Below are 15,375 nucleotides of genomic sequence, written 5' to 3'. Positions count from 1 at the left end.
CCGGCATCTACGACCTGACGCTCCTCAACAAGGTACTCAAGGCCGCCGGCAAGCCCGAGGTCTCCGACGCCGGCCTCGGCGCCAAGTAAGTCCCCAGAAACAAACCCCAGGAGGTGACGACCATGGCCACCACGCTTGCCAAGGCTGCCGAAAGCACCGACGCGGCGGTGACGCACGCCGCCCGGATCGAGCACGTCTCGAAGTCCTTCTCCGGCCCGGCCGGTACGCAGCTCGTCCTGGACGACATCAGCCTCGATGTCGCGCCCGGAGAGTTCGTCACCATCCTGGGGGCCTCGGGGTGTGGCAAGTCCACGCTCCTCAACCTGGTCGCGGGACTGGACCGGCCGACCCAGGGATCCATCGAGACCCCCGGCGGCCGCCCGGCCCTGATGTTCCAGGAGCACGCCCTCTTCCCGTGGCTGACCGCGGGCAAGAACATCGAGCTCGCCCTGCGGCTGCGCGGGGTCTCCAAGTCCGAGCGCAAGGCGGAGGCGGAGCGGCTGCTGGAGCTGGTCCGGCTCGGCGGCGCGCACGGCAAGCGGGTCCACGAACTGTCCGGCGGCATGCGGCAGCGCGTGGCGCTGGCCCGGGCTCTGGCCCAGGACAGCCGGCTGCTGCTGATGGACGAGCCGTTCGCCGCGCTCGACGCGATCACCCGGGACGTGCTGCACGGCGAACTCACCCGGATCTGGGAGGAGACGGGCCTGTCCGTCCTGTTCGTCACCCACAACGTGCGGGAGGCCGTGCGCCTCGCCCAGCGCGTGGTCCTGCTCTCCTCCCGGCCCGGCCGGGTGGCGAAGGAATGGACCGTGGACATCCCGCAGCCGCGCCGCATCGAGGACGCGGACGTCGCGGAGCTGTCCGTCGAGATCACTGAACACCTGCGTGGGGAGATCCGCCGCCATGGCCAGCACTGATACGAAGGCGAAGTCGGACGACCTCGCGGGTCTGGAGGCCGGTCTCGACGCGCTCGACGCCGTCGAGATCCGCCGTACGCCGGTCCGGGAAGTCCTCGTCAAGAAGGTGCTCCCGCCGCTCCTGGCGGTCAGCCTGGTCCTGGTGGTCTGGCAGGTCCTGGTCTCCGCGAAGATAGCCGAGGAGACCAAGCTCCCGCCGCTCTCCGCGGTCTGGGACAGCCTTTCCACCATGTGGCTGCAGGGGACGCTGCTGGAGGTCATCTGGACCTCCGTCTCCCGCGGTCTGCTCGGCTTCGCGCTGGCCCTGGCGATCGGCACGCCCCTGGGCCTGCTGGTCGCACGGGTGAAGTTCGTGCGGGCCGCGATCGGCCCGATCCTCCAGGGTCTGCAGTCGCTGCCGTCGGTGGCCTGGGTGCCGCCGGCCGTGCTCTGGTTCGGCCTGAACGACGCCATGATGTTCACGGTGATCCTGCTGGGCGCCGTCCCCTCGATCGCCAACGGTCTGGTCTCCGGAGTGGACCAGGTGCCGCCGCTGTTCCTGCGGGCCGGCCGCACGCTGGGTGCCACCGGCGTCAAGGGTGTCTGGCACGTGGTCATGCCGGCCGCGCTGCCCGGCTACGTGGCCGGTCTCAAGCAGGGCTGGGCGTTCTCCTGGCGTTCGCTGATGGCCGCCGAGATCATCGCCTCCTCGCCGGACCTGGGTCTGGGCCTGGGTCAGCTGCTGGAGAACGGCCGCAACAACATCGACCTGCCCGGCGTGTTCCTCGCGATCATCCTGATCCTGATCGTCGGCATCGCGATCGACCTGCTGATCTTCAGCCCGCTGGAGCGGTGGGTGCTCCGCAGCCGCGGCCTGCTGGTCAAGAGCTGATCATGCGTTCCGCGCGACTCGTTCCTCCTGGCAGGACGGGCTCCCAGGGGCCCGTCCTGCTGGTCATCGCCCACGGCAGCCGCGACCCGCGGCACGCGGCGACCGTGCACGCCCTGACCCGGCGGGCGCGGGCCCTGCGGCCCGGGCTGCGGGTGGAGACGGCGTACCTGGACTTCAACGCGCCGTCGGTCCCCCAGGTGCTGTCCACCCTGCACGCCGACGGGGTCCCGGAGGTCGTGGCGCTGCCGCTCCTCCTCACCCGGGCGTTCCACGCGAAGGCCGACATCCCGGCGGTGCTGGCCGAGGCCGGCGCTCGGCTGCCCGGCCTCTCGGTCCGCGTGACCGAGGTCCTCGGGCCCTCGCCGCTGCTGGTCTCCGGGCTGGAGCGGCGGCTGGCGGAGGCGGGACTGGACCTGTCGGCCACGGCCCGTTCCACGACCGGTGTGGTGCTCGCGTCCGCCGGTTCCACCGACCCGGAGGCGATCGCAGTGATCGCTGAAATCGCGCGGGAGTGGCGGCTCACCGGTTGGTGTGCCGTGCGGCCTGCGTTCGCCTCCGCTGCCCTGCCCCGCGTGGAGGACGCCGTACGCGCCCTCCGGGCTGAGGGCGTCGGACGGGTGGCCGTCGCCCCGTACGTCATCGCCCCGGGACGGCTGCCGGACCGCATCGCGGCGGGCGCGGCCGAGGCCGGCGCCGATGTCCTCGCGGACGTCCTGGGTCCCTCCCCCGAACTGGCCCGTCTCCTGCTCACCCGCTACGACGAGGCCGTCGCCCTCCGGGCGGTCCCGGCCCTGACCGCCTGACGAACTGACGAACTGACGAACTGACGGCCTCACGGCCTCACGGCCGGTCGGAAAACCGGATGCCGGCCGGGATCGCGACCTCTTAGGCTCCGGTGCAGCGGGTTCGCGCGGATCCGCAGGGTGCGGGGCCGTGGCAGAGCGGTCCATCGCAGCCCGCGGCCCCGGAGGTTCCCGGTGCCGCGGTCGAGCGGCCGGTGGCCGGACCTGGCGCCGAGCCCCGCGGGTTCGAATCCCGTCGGCCCCGCACCCGTCCCGCACGTCCCGGGGGTGACGCCTTCGGCGACAATGGGCGCATGAGCGAGATCCTGACCCCCCGCCTCGTGCTCCGGCAGTGGCAGGAGGACGACCTGGTGCCGATGTCCGAGATCAACGCCGATCCGGCGGTGATGCGGTGGACCGGCGACGGATCGGTACTCGACCTGGAGCAGACCGCCGACGCGATGGAGCGCTGGGAAGAGGACTGGGACGAGGAGGGCTTCGGGCTGTTCGCCGTCGAGCTCCTCGGCTCCGGCGAGCTGATCGGCTTCACCGGGCTGTCCGTACCGCACTTCCTGCCCGAGGTGATGCCCGCGGTGGCGGCGGAGTGGCGGCTCGGCCGGCAGTTCTGGGGCCAGGGCTACGGATCCGAGGCCGCCCAGGCCGTCCTGGAGTGGGCCCTGCAGGACCGCGGCCTCGACCACGTCCTCGGCATCTGCCGGGCGGAGGACGCGGCGTCGGCGAACGTGATGCGCAAGCTCGGCATGACACCCGAGCGGAAGACGGTCCACCCGGTCTACGGCTTCCCTCTCGACGTCCACGGCATCGACCTCACCGAGTACGCCGGCTAGGGCCTGTCGTCGAACTCGCGTCGTCGCCCGGAGGGCGGCCCCACGGCGTCTGGTGCGTGCTCTCGGCGTGCCGGGCGGGAGCCCCCGTACTGGACGTACTCGGGCTCTCGCCCGGTGCGGCGAGAGTGCGTGCCAGGCGCCGCGGGGCAGACGCGAGTCTGACGACAGGCCCCAGGTGTGCTCTCCGGCGGAGCCGCACGGCCGGGTGGGCCCGGGCTCCGCCGTCGGCGGTGGGCCGGGTCAGGTCCTGGCCGCGGCTTCGTCGGCGAGGGCGGTGAGGTCCGTGATGGACATGGAGCCCGGCGGCAGCCCTTCGCGGGCGAAGATGTTCGCTGCGTGGCGCAGGACGTCGTTCACCGGGGTCGGGACGCCGTGCAGCCGGCCCAGCAGGCAGATCTCGCCGTTCAGGTAGTCCGCTTCGATGGAGCCCGTGCCACGGGCCAGGCTCTGCCAGGACGAGCCGCCCCGCAGCACCGCCGGCTGGTTGACCCTGCCGTCGCGGGCCGCCGACTGCTCCTCGTCCGTCGCGTACGCGATCCCGGCCGCGGCGAACGCCGCCTTCGCCTCGCGGATCGCCCGAAGCAGCAGGGCCGCCTTCGCCGGCTCGGGCGCCGGGCCCGTGGTGGCCTGGATGGCGTTGCCGAGGTTGCCGAGCAGTTTCGCGTGCTTCCAGCGCATCACGTCCGGCACGACCGGCGCCCCGAACCCGGACTTCACCAGGTCGGCCGACACCCGTTCGGCCCGCGCGTCCGTGCCGCCGGCCGCGAGGCCGATGTGCAGGATGCCGGTCAGCGGCTCGCACAGCGCCGAGACCACGCCCGGTTCCAGGAAGGTCGACGGCAGCCACACGCAGACCCCGTACACCGTGCCGAACCGGCGCAGCGCCAGCCGCTCGGCCTCCACGCCGTTCTGCAGGCAGAACACCGGGAGCCGCTGCGCGGCGGTGCCGCCGCCGGCGACCTCCGCGTCGCCCCAGGCGTCGAGCGCGGCGATGGCGTCCTGCGTCTTGACGGTGAGGAGCAGGACGTCGTCCGGCCGCAGTTCGCCCAGCTCCGCGGGGCCGCTGACGACCGGCGGGCGGTGCGTCCGGGTGCCGTCCGCGGTGGTGAGCCGGAGCCCTTCCGCCCGCAGGGCGGCCGCGTGTGCGCCCCGCGCGACGAGGACGACGTCATGGCCGGACTCCGTGAGCCTGCCGCCGATGGTGGCGCCGACCGCGCCCGCGCCGATGATGATGTACCGCATGTATTGAGCCTGGCACACGGCGGGGCCTGCGTTACGGTCGGGGCATGGATACTTTCACGTTCCATCTGGGTGGCGATCTGCCGGTGCGGCGGCTCGGGTTCGGTACGGGCGGTCTGGTCGGCCCCGGCTACTGGGGGCCGCGCGGGGAGACCGCGGACGCGCGGGCGCTGCTGCACGCGGCGGTCGATCGCGGCGTCACGCTCATCGACACCGCCGACAACTACGGCCCGGAGCTGGCGGAGACCCTGATCGCGGAGGCCCTCCACCCGTACCGGGAGGACCTGGTCGTCGCGACCAAGGGCGGGGTGGTGCGGACCGGCCCGGACCAGTGGCATGTCGCGGGCCGTCCGGAGGACCTGCGGGCGATGTGCGAGGCGAGTCTGCGCCGGCTCCGGCTGGACACGATCGGCCTGTACCAGCTGCACCGGCTGGACCCGGAGGTGCCGATGGCGGAACAGCTGGGTGCCCTGGACGAGTTGCGCCGGGAGGGGAAGATCCGGCACATCGGGCTGGACACGGTGACCCGCGAACAGCTGGCGGAGGCCCTCACCGTCACCCCGATCGCGGCCGTGCAGAACCCGTACAACCTGATGGACCGCTCCTCGGAGCCGGTGCTGGAGCTGTGCGCCTCGGCGGGGATCGCCTTCCTGCCGTACTACCCGCTGGGCAGCGGCGGCCTGACCCGTACGCCGGCGGCGGCGCTGGCCACGGTGTCCGCGGAGCACGGGGCGGGGCCCGGCCAGATCGCGCTGGCGTGGCTGCTGCACCGCTCCCCGGTGCTGTGCCCCACGCCCGGCACGGGCTCGCTCGACCACCTGGACGAGAACCTGGACGCGGCCACGATCCGGCTGTCGCCGCGCGAGCTGGAGCTGCTGGACGTCGTGGCGTGACGAAGCCCGGGAGCTACCGCGCTCCCGGGCTTCTGTGTGCCACCCATTTGCACACGCCGGCGGCATTTAAGAGTCGCGGATCATTCTGAGATCGACGTGTTCTGCCTTTGAACTACCGCGCCATGAGGAGAGGCGCAGAGGGGACTTGAACCCCCATCCGTCGATGGTCGTCCACGCTCGGTCGATCCGGCGTTCGGCGGCGAATGCTGAGACTGGAGCGAGAATCTGAGATTGACGAGGCCGCCTCTTCCGGATTGGGCCACCCCGGCTCGTTCGTGCCGGGGGAGGGATTCGAACCCCCAACTGCACCTCTTCGTCAGCTTCAACAGTCAGTTTCAGCTTTTTTCGCGCGCTCAGCGCGCACCCTCCGCTCCAGGAGGGCGTTCTCGGGGCTACCTGGTCACTGGCGGAACAGGTAGCCGAATACCGCGTCGCCGACGCGCTGGTCGGTGACCTCGGCGGCGTTCGCCTCCTCGCGGGCGAACTTGACCGCCTGCTGCAGCCGTTCGACCCGGTCGGCCAGCTCGTTGACCCGTCGGGCGGGCAGCGCGCCGGAGAACTTCACGGTGGTCCAGTACCCCACCGCCACGTCCTCGTAGTACACCTCGACCTGGGCCGGGTGCTTCTCCGTGGCCTCCGCCTTCACGTGGTTGCGCGGCACCTTCTTGGTGCGGATGGTACGCACCGGGTCCGTCTTCCAGCTGTCGGTGGAGGGGTCGGGGCTCCAGGACTCCGCCGCGTCCAGCACCGGCAGCTTCCGTACGAAGGTGTGCAGGTCGGTGAGCTGCTTCTCGAGGAACAGCAGGTAGGGGACGGGCACCTGGGCGAGCAGCACGGAGCCGTCGACCACGACGTCCGCGGCGGCGGACCGGTTGGCCCAGTCCTTGGTCGCCGTCACGTCGAACAGCCGCGTGAGGGTCCCGGCCACGTCACCGAGCACGTCCTCGGCCTTGACCTGCACCCGGGTGGACTCCGGCGGCAGCTGCTCGCCCTCCTCGTCCTTGGGCTGGTACGTCCGGGAGATGCCGGCGAGCAGCGCGGGCTTCTGGACGTCGTGGTGGGCCTGGGAAAGCTCCTGGAGGGACTTGGACTTGACGCCCTTCTCCACTGCGATGATCTGATTCAACTTCGGCACACGGAGAAGCTAACAACCCGGCCACCACTCGCACATCCGATTTAATTCCTGCTCAGCTCCCGGTGAGTTCCACGAGTTTGGCGACGGTGTTCCAGTTGCGGGTGGTCGCGTCGATTCCCTTGGTGACCGCCGGGCGGGCCAGGGCCTCGGCCAGCTTGGAACGGCCGAGGCCCTCGGGGGCGTACAGGTAGACCACCCTGTCACCGAGACGGAATTCCTCGGGGAGGAAGGCGGCCCGGTCGATGTGGGCGAAGCGGTCCTCGGCCGGCTGCTGGGACAGGAAGGTGGCGTGCAGCTGCTTTCCCTCCAGTTCCGCGGCAGGGAAGGGGCAGGCGTCGGCGACCGCGCGCAGATAGTCGCCGTCGACGACCAGGCAGGCCACCCGGAAGCCGAAGCGGGCCTCGATCGCGGCTTCCAGGGCCCGGGCCAGGGCGGTCGGTTCCTGCTCCGGGGCTTCGAATACGGCGTTGCCGCTCTGCAGGTAGGTCTGGACCCCGGTGTGGCCGAGCTCCTGGAGTACGGACCGCAGGTCGGCCATCGGCACCTTCTTGGCGCCGCCTACGTTGATCCCGCGCAGCAGCGCGGCGTACTTCCTCGCCTCACCCGTCCCCGCCGTGCTCTTCTTCGCCTTGGTCGTCATGAGCGAACCCTAGGGCGGGGGTCTGACAGTTCGGCCTCGACGAGGTCGGCGGCCTGCCGCGTGCCGCCTTCGGCGGCGGTCCGGGCACGGAGCTCCGCGGCCCGGGCGGCGACCTCGGGGTTCGACACCAGTCCGAGCACGGCCTCCCGGAGCGCCCCGGCGGTGGCCTCCTCCATGGGGAGGTGCCTGGCCACGCCGAGCGCGGCGAGCATGTCGGCGTTGCCGAACTGGTCGACGGCCTGGGGTACGGCGACCATCGGCGTGCCGGTGGCCAGCCCCTCCTGGCTGCCGCCGGCGCCCGCGTGGGTGATGAAGGCGTCGGCCTGCCGGAGGATGTCCAGCTGGGGCACCCAGCGGTGGATCTCGGCGTTGGCGGGGATCTCGCCGAGCTCGGCCTCGTCGGTGAACCTGCCGATCTGCAGGACCACGTGCCAGTCCGGGAGGCCGCCGAAGGCCTCCAGGCAGGCCCGGTAGAACGCGGGCTGCTTGGTGAAGGTGGAGCCGAGGGAGACCAGGAGCACCTTCTTGCCCTCGGCACCGGCCGGCCGCTGCCAGGTGCCCTGCTCCCGGCGGTCTCCCTGACAGGCGCCGACGAAGGTGTGGACGGCCTCGTCCACCCGGTCGGCGTTCGGCTGGAGGGCCTTGGGGATCAGCACGATGCTGCGGCGCGGCCGGCCGATGAGCCGGTCGGAGTCGTCGGGGATGCCGTTCTCGTCGAGCCAGGCCCGGAAGCGCGCGTAGTACGCCCGCCCGCGTTCGGTGGCCTTCAGCGGGGCGGTCATCGGCTCGGCGACCTCCTCCTCGTAGCCGTCCCAGGCGACCAGGTTGGGGGAGAGGGAGACGGCGGGGACGCCCCAGCGGCGGGCGAGGACGATCGCCGGGTAGGAGGTGATGTCGTGGATGACGAGGTCGGGCTCGTCGCCCTCGAAGGCGGCGGCGAGTTGCGGGAGCGCCTGGATCGCGTCGTTGAGGAAGGGCTCGATGTTGTCGATGAGTTCGGTGCCCCAGGCCTCGGGGTCGTCGTCCGTGGGGAGGGTCGACGTGTAGACGACGGGTGTGGCTCCGGTCTGCGCCACCTTCTCGGCGAAGGAGGCGGGGATGGCGTAGCTGACCCGGTGGCCGCGGGCCACGAGCTCCCGGATCACTTCGATGCTCGGGTTCACGTGGCCGTGGGCGGCGATGGAGAACATGGCGATGTGGGCGGGCTTGTGCGGGGTCACTGGGTTCATGACCACGACCATAAACGAGACGATACGTCTCGTGCAACATACTTTCCGGAGGCCCCCCTCGCACTTGACCGGCTCCCCTTCGGGAACACGCGGGCCTCCAGGAGAATGCGCGCATGTCACCTACGGATTTAGCCGGTGCGGCCGTCGCCGCCCTCGCCTCCGGCGCCGCGTCCGGGGCCGGAACCGCCGCCTTCACCCGCCTCTCGGAGCTCGTGCGCAGCCGCCTGGGCCACTCGGACGAAGGGCGCGGGGCGCTGGAGCTGTGGGAAGCGGAACCCGGATCAGAGCGGGCGACGGACGCGGTCAGGGCCCGGCTGACCGTGGAACTGGAGGGCGACCCAGGGCTCGTCGAGCAGTTGCGGGCCGCGCTCCGGCCCGCGATTCCGCCGGTTCCGGCCGTCCCGCCGGTCCCGGCGCACCAGCCGGCCGTCACCCAGCACGTCCACATCGGCGGCAACGCCAACCACGCCGCCATCAACATCGGCCCGCTGCACCTGAAGAAGAGCAGGGGGACGGTGGTCACCCTGGCGGTCATCGGCGTGGTGCTGGCCCTGCTGGTCGCGCTGGGCTTCCGCAGCGTGGTGCAGATGCTGGGCGACGACGGCGACAGCCGCAAGGTGGCCGCCGTCTCCGACATGGCCAGGGTCAGGAGCATCCTTCCCGACCGGGGCAGCCTGCCTGCCGGGTTCAGGGCCGACGGTGAACCCGACGTGAGGGCGGCGGGCGAGGAGGGATGCGGACCCGCCTGCGAGGGCGTGCTGTTCGCCGCCGAGGGGACCATGAAGCGCGAGAGACCGCAGCAGAGGGCCGAGTTCTCCGTCGTGGCCTGCGACAGCGCCCCGCACGCCGCCCAGGTGTTCGACCAGATGCGCAGGGACCTGGCGAAGTCCTCGGAGAAGAGCCCCATGTCGTTCCCGTCCATGGGCGACGTCAGTACGGCCTTCCGGTTCACCCCCGGCAAAACCGTCGTCAACGAGGACGACGAATCCGTCGAGGAGGCCGAAGCAGGGGTCCTCGTCGGGACGGTCGTCGTCTTGGTCCGCTACTCCACCGCGGCGGGCGAGCTGGAGCCGTCCCTCGCCTCGCTCGGACGCATGCTGGCCGACCGGGCGCAGCAGGCGCAGAACGGGAGCACCCCCTCCGCCACCGCGTCCTTCTGAGCCCGGCGACGGCCTCGGCGCTCCCCGGGTCAGTCGTCCAGGGGCTGCCAGGCCGGGCCGTCGCCGTCGCCGCCCTGCCGGACGTGTCCGAACACCACGTCGGCGAAGTGGACGCCGAAGCCGATCGTGCCGGGCTCCGCCAGTTCGGCGACGAGGCGCCGGCGGTGGCCGGCGGTCTCGGTGAGGTCGTGGTCGAAGCCCGAGGACCAGTCGGGGTGGTCGATCTGGATCGGCGAGTGGACGGCGTCGCCGAAGGCGATCAGGCGCCGGCCGCCCCCGCTGATGACGTACTCGGCGTGTCCGACGGTGTGGCCGGGGGTGATCCGTACCCGTACGCCGGGGAAGACCTCCTGCCCGTCCGCAACCGTACGCACGCGCGGCGCGAGGGCGGCGACCTGCTCGGCCATGCCCTGAGCCTCCAGGAGGTCGCGGGCGGCCCACTCCGGTTCGGAGATCAGGTAGTCGGCGTGGGCGAAAGCCGGCCGGTCACCACCGGGGGCGGGGAGGCAGGCCCAGCCGAGGTGGTCGGCGTGGAGGTGGGTGAAGGCCACCGCTTCGACGCCCTCGGGGGTGCGGCCGAGTTCGGCCAGGCCGCGCAGGAGCCCTCCTCCGTGGATCACGCCGAGGGGGCCGTCCGGTGCCCGGTACGTCTGCGGGCCGAAGCCGGCGTCGATGAGCAGGGCGCGGTCGCCGTGCTCCACCAGCAGACCGCCGACGCTGCCCACGAGGTGTCCCGTGGCGTCCAGGTACTCCGGGTGTGCGGCCCACACCTCGTCAGTGGTGTCCGGGAGCAGTCGCAGCGGGCGGAGCCGTACGTCGCCGTCGGGTACGTAGGACACCTTGAGCTCGCCCAGTCGTATCGAGCGGATCCCCGACGGGCGCCGCAGTCGCTCGTCCCGCTCCACCGTCAAGTCAGCCATGGTGTCTCCTTTGTGAGTCATCGCCAGATGGCCGCGAGACGCTGCTCGCGGCGGATGGCGATCACCATAAACATCAAGCTTGAATCATTCAAGCTAGACATATTCAGGCTTGATGGATTTGCTAGGGTGGGGGCATGACGAAGTCCCCGGACCAGCAGGCCATCGCCGAGCGACAGCTGTGCGGTCTGGTGAACGGACTGGCGCAGCGCATCGCCGAACACGTACGGGAACGCGCCGCCACCCTGGGTCTCACCGCTTCCCAGGCGACCGCGCTGCGGGAGATGAGCGGGCCGATGACCATGCGGGAGCTCGCCGAACGCATGAGCTGCGAGCCCTCCAACACCACCTTCGTCATCGACAAGCTCGAGAAGCAGGACCTGGTCGAGCGCCACCCCCACCCCACCGACCGCCGCGCCAAGCACCTCGTGCTCACCGCCGAGGGCACCGCACTGCGCGAACGCCTCCTGGAACTCCTCCATACGGACTCCCCGCTGGCCGGCCTCAGCCAGGAGGAACAGGGCGTCCTGCACGGACTGCTGGAACGGGCCGTCGTCCGCCCGTGAGCCGGGGCTCCGCTCAGCGGTCCCGCTGATCACCCGCCGCGGCGACGGAGGACACGACGGCCGCGGCGACGGTGTCGGCGAAGGTCCGGGCCGGCGCGGACAGCGCGTCCCAGCGGCGTACCGCCCACCCGACGGGCAGGGGCGGCAGCGCGGGAACCGGGACCAGCCGCAGGGGCCCCTCACCGGGTGCCGACAGACCCGGCACAGCCGGGACGACGGCATGCCCCAGACCCAGCTCGGCCAGCAGCAGCGCGGTGTCCCAGTCGGCGACACTGGTGTCCGAGCCGGCCCGTACGCCGAGGTCGGCGAAGGCGGCGTCCAGATGGGCGCCGGAGGCGGAGTTGGGCGGCAACCCGACGAGTCGGACGTCCGCGAGGTCCGGGGCGTCGATGCGGGACCGGGCGGCCAGCGGGTCGCCGGCAGGCACGGCCAGCACCCACGGCAGTTCGACGACCGGCCGCTGCTCGATGCCCGGTACGGGCCGGCCGAGGGTGATCCAGGCCAGGTCCACGCTGCTCGCCCGGAGGGCGTCGAAGCAGCCGCGGCCGGAGGTCTCGGTCCGGAACTCCAGACTCACTCCCGGGTGACGCCCGCGGAAGGCGGCGATGGCCTCGGCCATGAAGTGGCGGACGGTCGTTCCGCCGGTGGTGACCCGTACGGTTCCGCCCTCCCCGCTCGCGAGGTCCCCGATCCGGCGGAGCGCGCCGTCGAGGCCGGCGATGCCGTCGGCGGCCGCGTCGTACAGGATGCGCCCGGCCTCGGTGGGCACGACTCCGCGCGGGCGGCGTTCGAGCAGGACCGTCCCGGTCTCCCGTTCCAGCCGCTTCACGTGCTGGCTCACGGCGGACTGGGTGCGCCCCAGCTCGCGGGCCACGGCGCTCAGGCTGTGGGACCGGCATACGGCGACGAAGACACGGAGGTCGTCCAGGGTCATGAACTCCAAGCTAGAGCTTGGGTGTTGCCAAGGAAAGCAGAGGATTGACCTGGGTCGGCGGGCAGCGGGAGGATCGCGTCAGGGCCCAGGCGGCAACCCGTTCGGCGCCCGCGACCGGATCCGGACCGGACGCGGAACCACCGAACGGGTGCCGACCACCACCTGCCGGCACGCCCACTCCGCGCCCACGAGCGTGCCGGACCGCACGCCGACGCTCCCCGAAAGGATCCGGCCACCCACCATGTCCACATCCGAGACGGCAGCCGCCGCCGACCGGGCGGTCGCCCTGCTGCGCGGCTGCGGCGCCGAGACCCTCCCCCACCCCGGCGGCACCCTCCTGGCGCACCTGGAGCGCGTCCGGACCCGGCTCGCCGGCTGGGACGCCCGCCCCGCCCTGCAACTCGCGGGCCTGTGCCACGCGTTCTACGGCACGGACGGCTTCCCGACCGCGCTGCTCCCGCCGGACGCCCGCCCGCGGCTCGTGGCGGCCGTCGGCGCCGAGGCCGAGGCCATCGTGTACCTGTACGCCGCGTGCGACCGCCGGGCGACGTACCCCTCCCTCGACCGGGCCGACGGCGCCGTCCTCGACCGGTTCACCGGCCGTCCCGTCGTACCCGGGCCGCAGCTGCGCCGCGACCTCGCCGAGCTCTCGGCGGCCAACGAACTCGACCTGGCGGCCACGGACCCCGCCTTCCGCGACCGTCACGGCCCCGCCCTCCTGACCCTGTTCACCCGCCTGCACCCCCTCCTCTCCCCCGGAGCCCGGGACGACTGCCGGATCCTCCTGACACCCCCTCGGAACCCCTGAGGCCGTCCGCGGCCCGCGCGCTCCCCACCGCCCGCGGTGCGAGACTGGACGCCGGCGGAACAGGACGCGACAGGGCACGACGGAACGGGACAGCACGGACATGGACGAGGCGCGGGCCAGGGAACTGCTGCGGGCCGCGGGGCTCACCGGGCGGACCCGGCAGAGCGGGCAGACCGGGCAGAGCGGGAGGGCGGAGCTGCTGGCGCTGGGGGAGAACGCGGTGTTCTCCGTCGGGGACGGCCTGGTGGTGAAGGTCGGCCGGTCGGCCGAGCTGCTGCCGCGCGCCGAACGCGAGCTGGAGATCGCCGGATGGCTCGCGGAGGCCGGTGTTCCGGCGGTACGCGCGGCCGAGCCGAAGCCGCGGGTGGCCGAGGGGCACCCGGTCACCGTGTGGCACCGCCTGCCCGCCGCCGTCCGTCCGGCAGGGGCCGCCGACCTGGCGGAGCTGCTCCGCGTGGTGCACGCGCTGCCGCTCCCGCCGTTCGAGCTGCCGGGCCGGGACCTGCTGGGCGGGGTGGAGCGCTGGCTGCGGCTCGCGGGGGACGCGGTCGACCCGGCCGACGCCGCGTACCTGCGGGCCCGCCGCGACGCCTTCGCCGCCGAGGCGGCCGCGCTCGTACCGCAGCTGCCGCCGGGGCCGATCCACGGCGACGCGCTGCCGCGCAACGTCCATGTGGGCCCCGAGGGGCCGGTCCTGGTGGATCTGGAGACCTTCTCCGCGGACCTCCGCGAGCACGACCTCGTGGTCATGGCACTCTCCCGGGACCGGTACGGCCTCCCGCCGGCCGAGTACGACGCCTTCGTCGCCGGCTACGGCTGGGACGTACGCGACTGGCCGGGCTGCGCGGTCCTGCGCGGCGCCCGGGAGACGGCCAGCTGCGCCTGGGTCGCGCAGCACGCCCCGGCCAGCCCCGCGGCCCTGGCGGAGTTCCGCCGCCGCGTGACCTCCCTCCGCCAGGGCGCGACCGAGGTCCGCTGGCACGCGTTCTGACCTGACACTCCCCCTTTGACACTCCCCTGCGCATATGCAGCGTCATGGGCATTCAAACCTATGCAGCTGCGCTCGAATTGATGCCGTCAGGCAGTAGATGCAGCCGCCGTGGACTGATAGCGTCCGCATGCGCAATCCGCCGAGCGGGGCGCGGGCCGCTCCTCCGCATCCCGGTCCGCACCGCTCGGTGGTGGATCCGACGTCCCCTCAGGACTCCACCCCCGGCACCGCTCTGCCGTGGGCCTCTCATCCCCTCTTCCCCTTCGTTCCCCACCGGCCGGCACTGCTCCGCCGTGCCCTCCGACAGGGACCCAGAGAGAGCGAGAACCCCATGAAGAAGAGCTCGAAGCGGCGCCTGGCCACCGGGAAGGCACTGGTCATCGGCGCCGTCCTGGCCCTCGCCGCCCCCGGCACCGCCTACGCCAACACCGTGGCCGTCACGGTGAAGACCCCCGGCGCCACCTCCGGACCCGGCTCCACCTTCTCCGAGATCACCACCAGCGCGCAGTGCGGCAGCGGCCTGATCTCCGGCGGCGGCATCAACCAGGCCATCGGCACCGGCACGTCCTCGAACGGCAACAAGGTCAACGGCACCTCGCCCAGCCCGGACGGCAGCACCGAGTACCTCGGCTCCACCGGTGTGGTCGGCACCGACGTCACCTACTGGCTCGGCATCGGCGGCAGCGGCGGAGCGGTCAACGCCGACTTCTCCAGCACCCCGTACGCGATGTGTTTCAGCAGCAACGTGATCAACCACACCCAGGTGGTCATGAACAAACTGGCCGGCCCGACCAGCAGCGGCACCGTGGGGCTGGTCACCGCCACCTGCCCGGCCAACACCCGTCTCCTCGGCGGCGGCGCCCGCATCACCCCCGCGAGCGTCGGCAGCCTCAAGCCGATCGCGAGCTTCCCCACCTTCAACGACTCCGCCCACGGCTACGGCCAGAAGGCCGCGGCCGACGGAGAGAGCAACCCCGACTCCTGGACCGCGGTCGGCTGGAACGGGGGCGGCGGCAACAGCAACAACACCACCTACGCGTACGCGATCTGCAGCGGCAACAACATCAACGTCAGCGGAGTGACCGTCAAGGTCCGCTTCGGCGAGGTGAGCGGCCCGACCGCCGCCACCTCCGGCCAGACGGCCACCGTCGGCTGCGGCCAGAACGACGGCAAGCTCGTCAGCGGCGGTGCCGCCATCAGCGGCGGCAGCGTCACCACGACGAACTTCACCGGCCCCGGCTCCGTCGGCGACCACCTCAACGGCAGCTACCCGAGCAACTCCGGCGGCACCCCGGTCTCCGACGGCACGACCACCGCGGCGTACTGGACGGCCTACACCCACACCGGCGGCGGCAGCTCCCCGAACACCTACACCGACGTCTGGGCCCTCTGCGCCGACGACGGCGCCTGATCCCGCCGGGAACGCCGGACCGGTCAGGCACCCG

15 protein-coding genes and 1 pseudogene are annotated in these 15,375 nt (G+C 72.3%); 10 read left to right on the top strand and 6 right to left on the bottom strand.

Going from position 1 to position 15,375, the window contains the following annotated elements; translation table 11 throughout:
• The first annotated feature begins 122 nt into the window (after positions 1-122).
• The 4 genes from ACGFQ9_RS37270 to ACGFQ9_RS37255 all read left to right on the top strand — a co-directional run bounded on the left by ACGFQ9_RS37270 (position 123) and on the right by ACGFQ9_RS37255 (position 3,418).
• The gene (locus ACGFQ9_RS37270; RefSeq protein ID WP_393580249.1) at positions 123-917 is read left to right on the top strand and encodes an ABC transporter ATP-binding protein; all 795 of its coding nucleotides are present in this window, start codon (positions 123-125) and stop codon (positions 915-917) included.
• Complete coding sequence (locus tag ACGFQ9_RS37265) at positions 904-1,788, top strand: ABC transporter permease (protein WP_393580248.1); 885 nt, start codon at positions 904-906, stop codon at positions 1,786-1,788. Before ACGFQ9_RS37270 ends, ACGFQ9_RS37265 begins: the two co-directional genes overlap by 14 nt.
• A gap of 2 nt (positions 1,789-1,790) precedes the next feature.
• The gene (locus ACGFQ9_RS37260; protein ID WP_393580246.1) at positions 1,791-2,591 is read left to right on the top strand and encodes a sirohydrochlorin chelatase; all 801 of its coding nucleotides are present in this window, start codon (positions 1,791-1,793) and stop codon (positions 2,589-2,591) included.
• Positions 2,592-2,884: 293 nt separating this feature from the next.
• Positions 2,885-3,418, top strand: a complete 534-nt coding sequence (locus ACGFQ9_RS37255; protein WP_393580244.1) for a GNAT family N-acetyltransferase — start codon at positions 2,885-2,887, stop codon at positions 3,416-3,418.
• A gap of 240 nt (positions 3,419-3,658) precedes the next feature.
• Here ACGFQ9_RS37255 and ACGFQ9_RS37250 read toward each other — a convergent pair whose 3' ends face one another.
• Positions 3,659-4,660 carry a ketopantoate reductase family protein gene (locus ACGFQ9_RS37250; RefSeq protein WP_393580242.1) on the bottom strand — a complete coding sequence of 334 codons (1,002 nt, stop codon included), beginning with the start codon at positions 4,658-4,660 and terminating at the stop codon, positions 3,659-3,661.
• Between the two features lie 44 nt (positions 4,661-4,704).
• Here ACGFQ9_RS37250 and ACGFQ9_RS37245 point away from each other — a divergent pair, with 44 nt between their 5' ends.
• A complete protein-coding gene (locus ACGFQ9_RS37245; RefSeq protein ID WP_393580240.1) occupies positions 4,705-5,550 on the top strand; it encodes an aldo/keto reductase in 846 nt (281 codons plus the stop codon).
• A gap of 400 nt (positions 5,551-5,950) precedes the next feature.
• Here the strand turns inward: ACGFQ9_RS37245 and ACGFQ9_RS37240 are convergent, their stop codons facing one another.
• From ACGFQ9_RS37240 to mgt, 3 genes and pseudogenes are all read right to left on the bottom strand, one after another.
• On the bottom strand, positions 5,951-6,685 hold the full coding sequence (locus ACGFQ9_RS37240; protein ID WP_393580239.1) for a hypothetical protein: 735 nt from the start codon (positions 6,683-6,685) through the stop codon (positions 5,951-5,953).
• 52 nt (positions 6,686-6,737) lie between these two features.
• Positions 6,738-7,325, bottom strand: a complete 588-nt coding sequence (locus tag ACGFQ9_RS37235) for a DUF1697 domain-containing protein (protein ID WP_393580237.1) — start codon at positions 7,323-7,325, stop codon at positions 6,738-6,740.
• A pseudogene (mgt, locus tag ACGFQ9_RS37230) lies at positions 7,322-8,594 on the bottom strand (macrolide-inactivating glycosyltransferase). Before mgt ends, ACGFQ9_RS37235 begins: the two are co-directional and overlap by 4 nt.
• Before the next feature lie 73 nt (positions 8,595-8,667).
• Between mgt and ACGFQ9_RS37225 the strand changes: the two are divergent.
• A complete protein-coding gene (locus tag ACGFQ9_RS37225; RefSeq protein ID WP_393580235.1) occupies positions 8,668-9,714 on the top strand; it encodes a hypothetical protein in 1,047 nt (348 codons plus the stop codon).
• Positions 9,715-9,743: 29 nt separating this feature from the next.
• On the opposite strand, the gene ACGFQ9_RS37220 is transcribed toward ACGFQ9_RS37225, so the two are convergent.
• The gene (locus tag ACGFQ9_RS37220) at positions 9,744-10,634 is read right to left on the bottom strand and encodes an MBL fold metallo-hydrolase (RefSeq protein ID WP_393580234.1); all 891 of its coding nucleotides are present in this window, start codon (positions 10,632-10,634) and stop codon (positions 9,744-9,746) included.
• Between the two features lie 134 nt (positions 10,635-10,768).
• Between ACGFQ9_RS37220 and ACGFQ9_RS37215 the strand changes: the two genes are divergently transcribed.
• Positions 10,769-11,197: a MarR family winged helix-turn-helix transcriptional regulator gene (locus tag ACGFQ9_RS37215; protein WP_393580233.1), complete on the top strand. Its 429-nt coding sequence runs from the start codon at positions 10,769-10,771 to the stop codon at positions 11,195-11,197.
• A gap of 13 nt (positions 11,198-11,210) precedes the next feature.
• On the opposite strand, the gene ACGFQ9_RS37210 is transcribed toward ACGFQ9_RS37215, so the two are convergent.
• Positions 11,211-12,131: a LysR substrate-binding domain-containing protein gene (locus tag ACGFQ9_RS37210; protein WP_393580232.1), complete on the bottom strand. Its 921-nt coding sequence runs from the start codon at positions 12,129-12,131 to the stop codon at positions 11,211-11,213.
• Positions 12,132-12,372: 241 nt separating this feature from the next.
• Between ACGFQ9_RS37210 and ACGFQ9_RS37205 the strand changes: the two genes are divergently transcribed.
• The 3 genes from ACGFQ9_RS37205 (at position 12,373) to ACGFQ9_RS37195 (ending at position 15,341) form a co-directional block, all read left to right on the top strand.
• Positions 12,373-12,939 carry a DUF6817 domain-containing protein gene (locus ACGFQ9_RS37205; protein ID WP_393580230.1) on the top strand — a complete coding sequence of 189 codons (567 nt, stop codon included), beginning with the start codon at positions 12,373-12,375 and terminating at the stop codon, positions 12,937-12,939.
• 100 nt (positions 12,940-13,039) lie between these two features.
• On the top strand, positions 13,040-13,930 hold the full coding sequence (locus ACGFQ9_RS37200) for a phosphotransferase enzyme family protein (protein WP_393580229.1): 891 nt from the start codon (positions 13,040-13,042) through the stop codon (positions 13,928-13,930).
• 331 nt (positions 13,931-14,261) lie between these two features.
• The gene (locus ACGFQ9_RS37195) at positions 14,262-15,341 is read left to right on the top strand and encodes a hypothetical protein (RefSeq protein ID WP_393580228.1); all 1,080 of its coding nucleotides are present in this window, start codon (positions 14,262-14,264) and stop codon (positions 15,339-15,341) included.
• Positions 15,342-15,375 lie beyond the last annotated feature (34 nt).

Origin of the sequence: Streptomyces sp. NPDC048603 (assembly GCF_043199475.1) — a bacterium.
In the GTDB taxonomy this organism is placed as follows: Bacteria; Actinomycetota; Actinomycetes; order Streptomycetales; family Streptomycetaceae; genus Streptomyces.
This window is presented reverse-complemented; position numbering and strand designations above follow the sequence as displayed.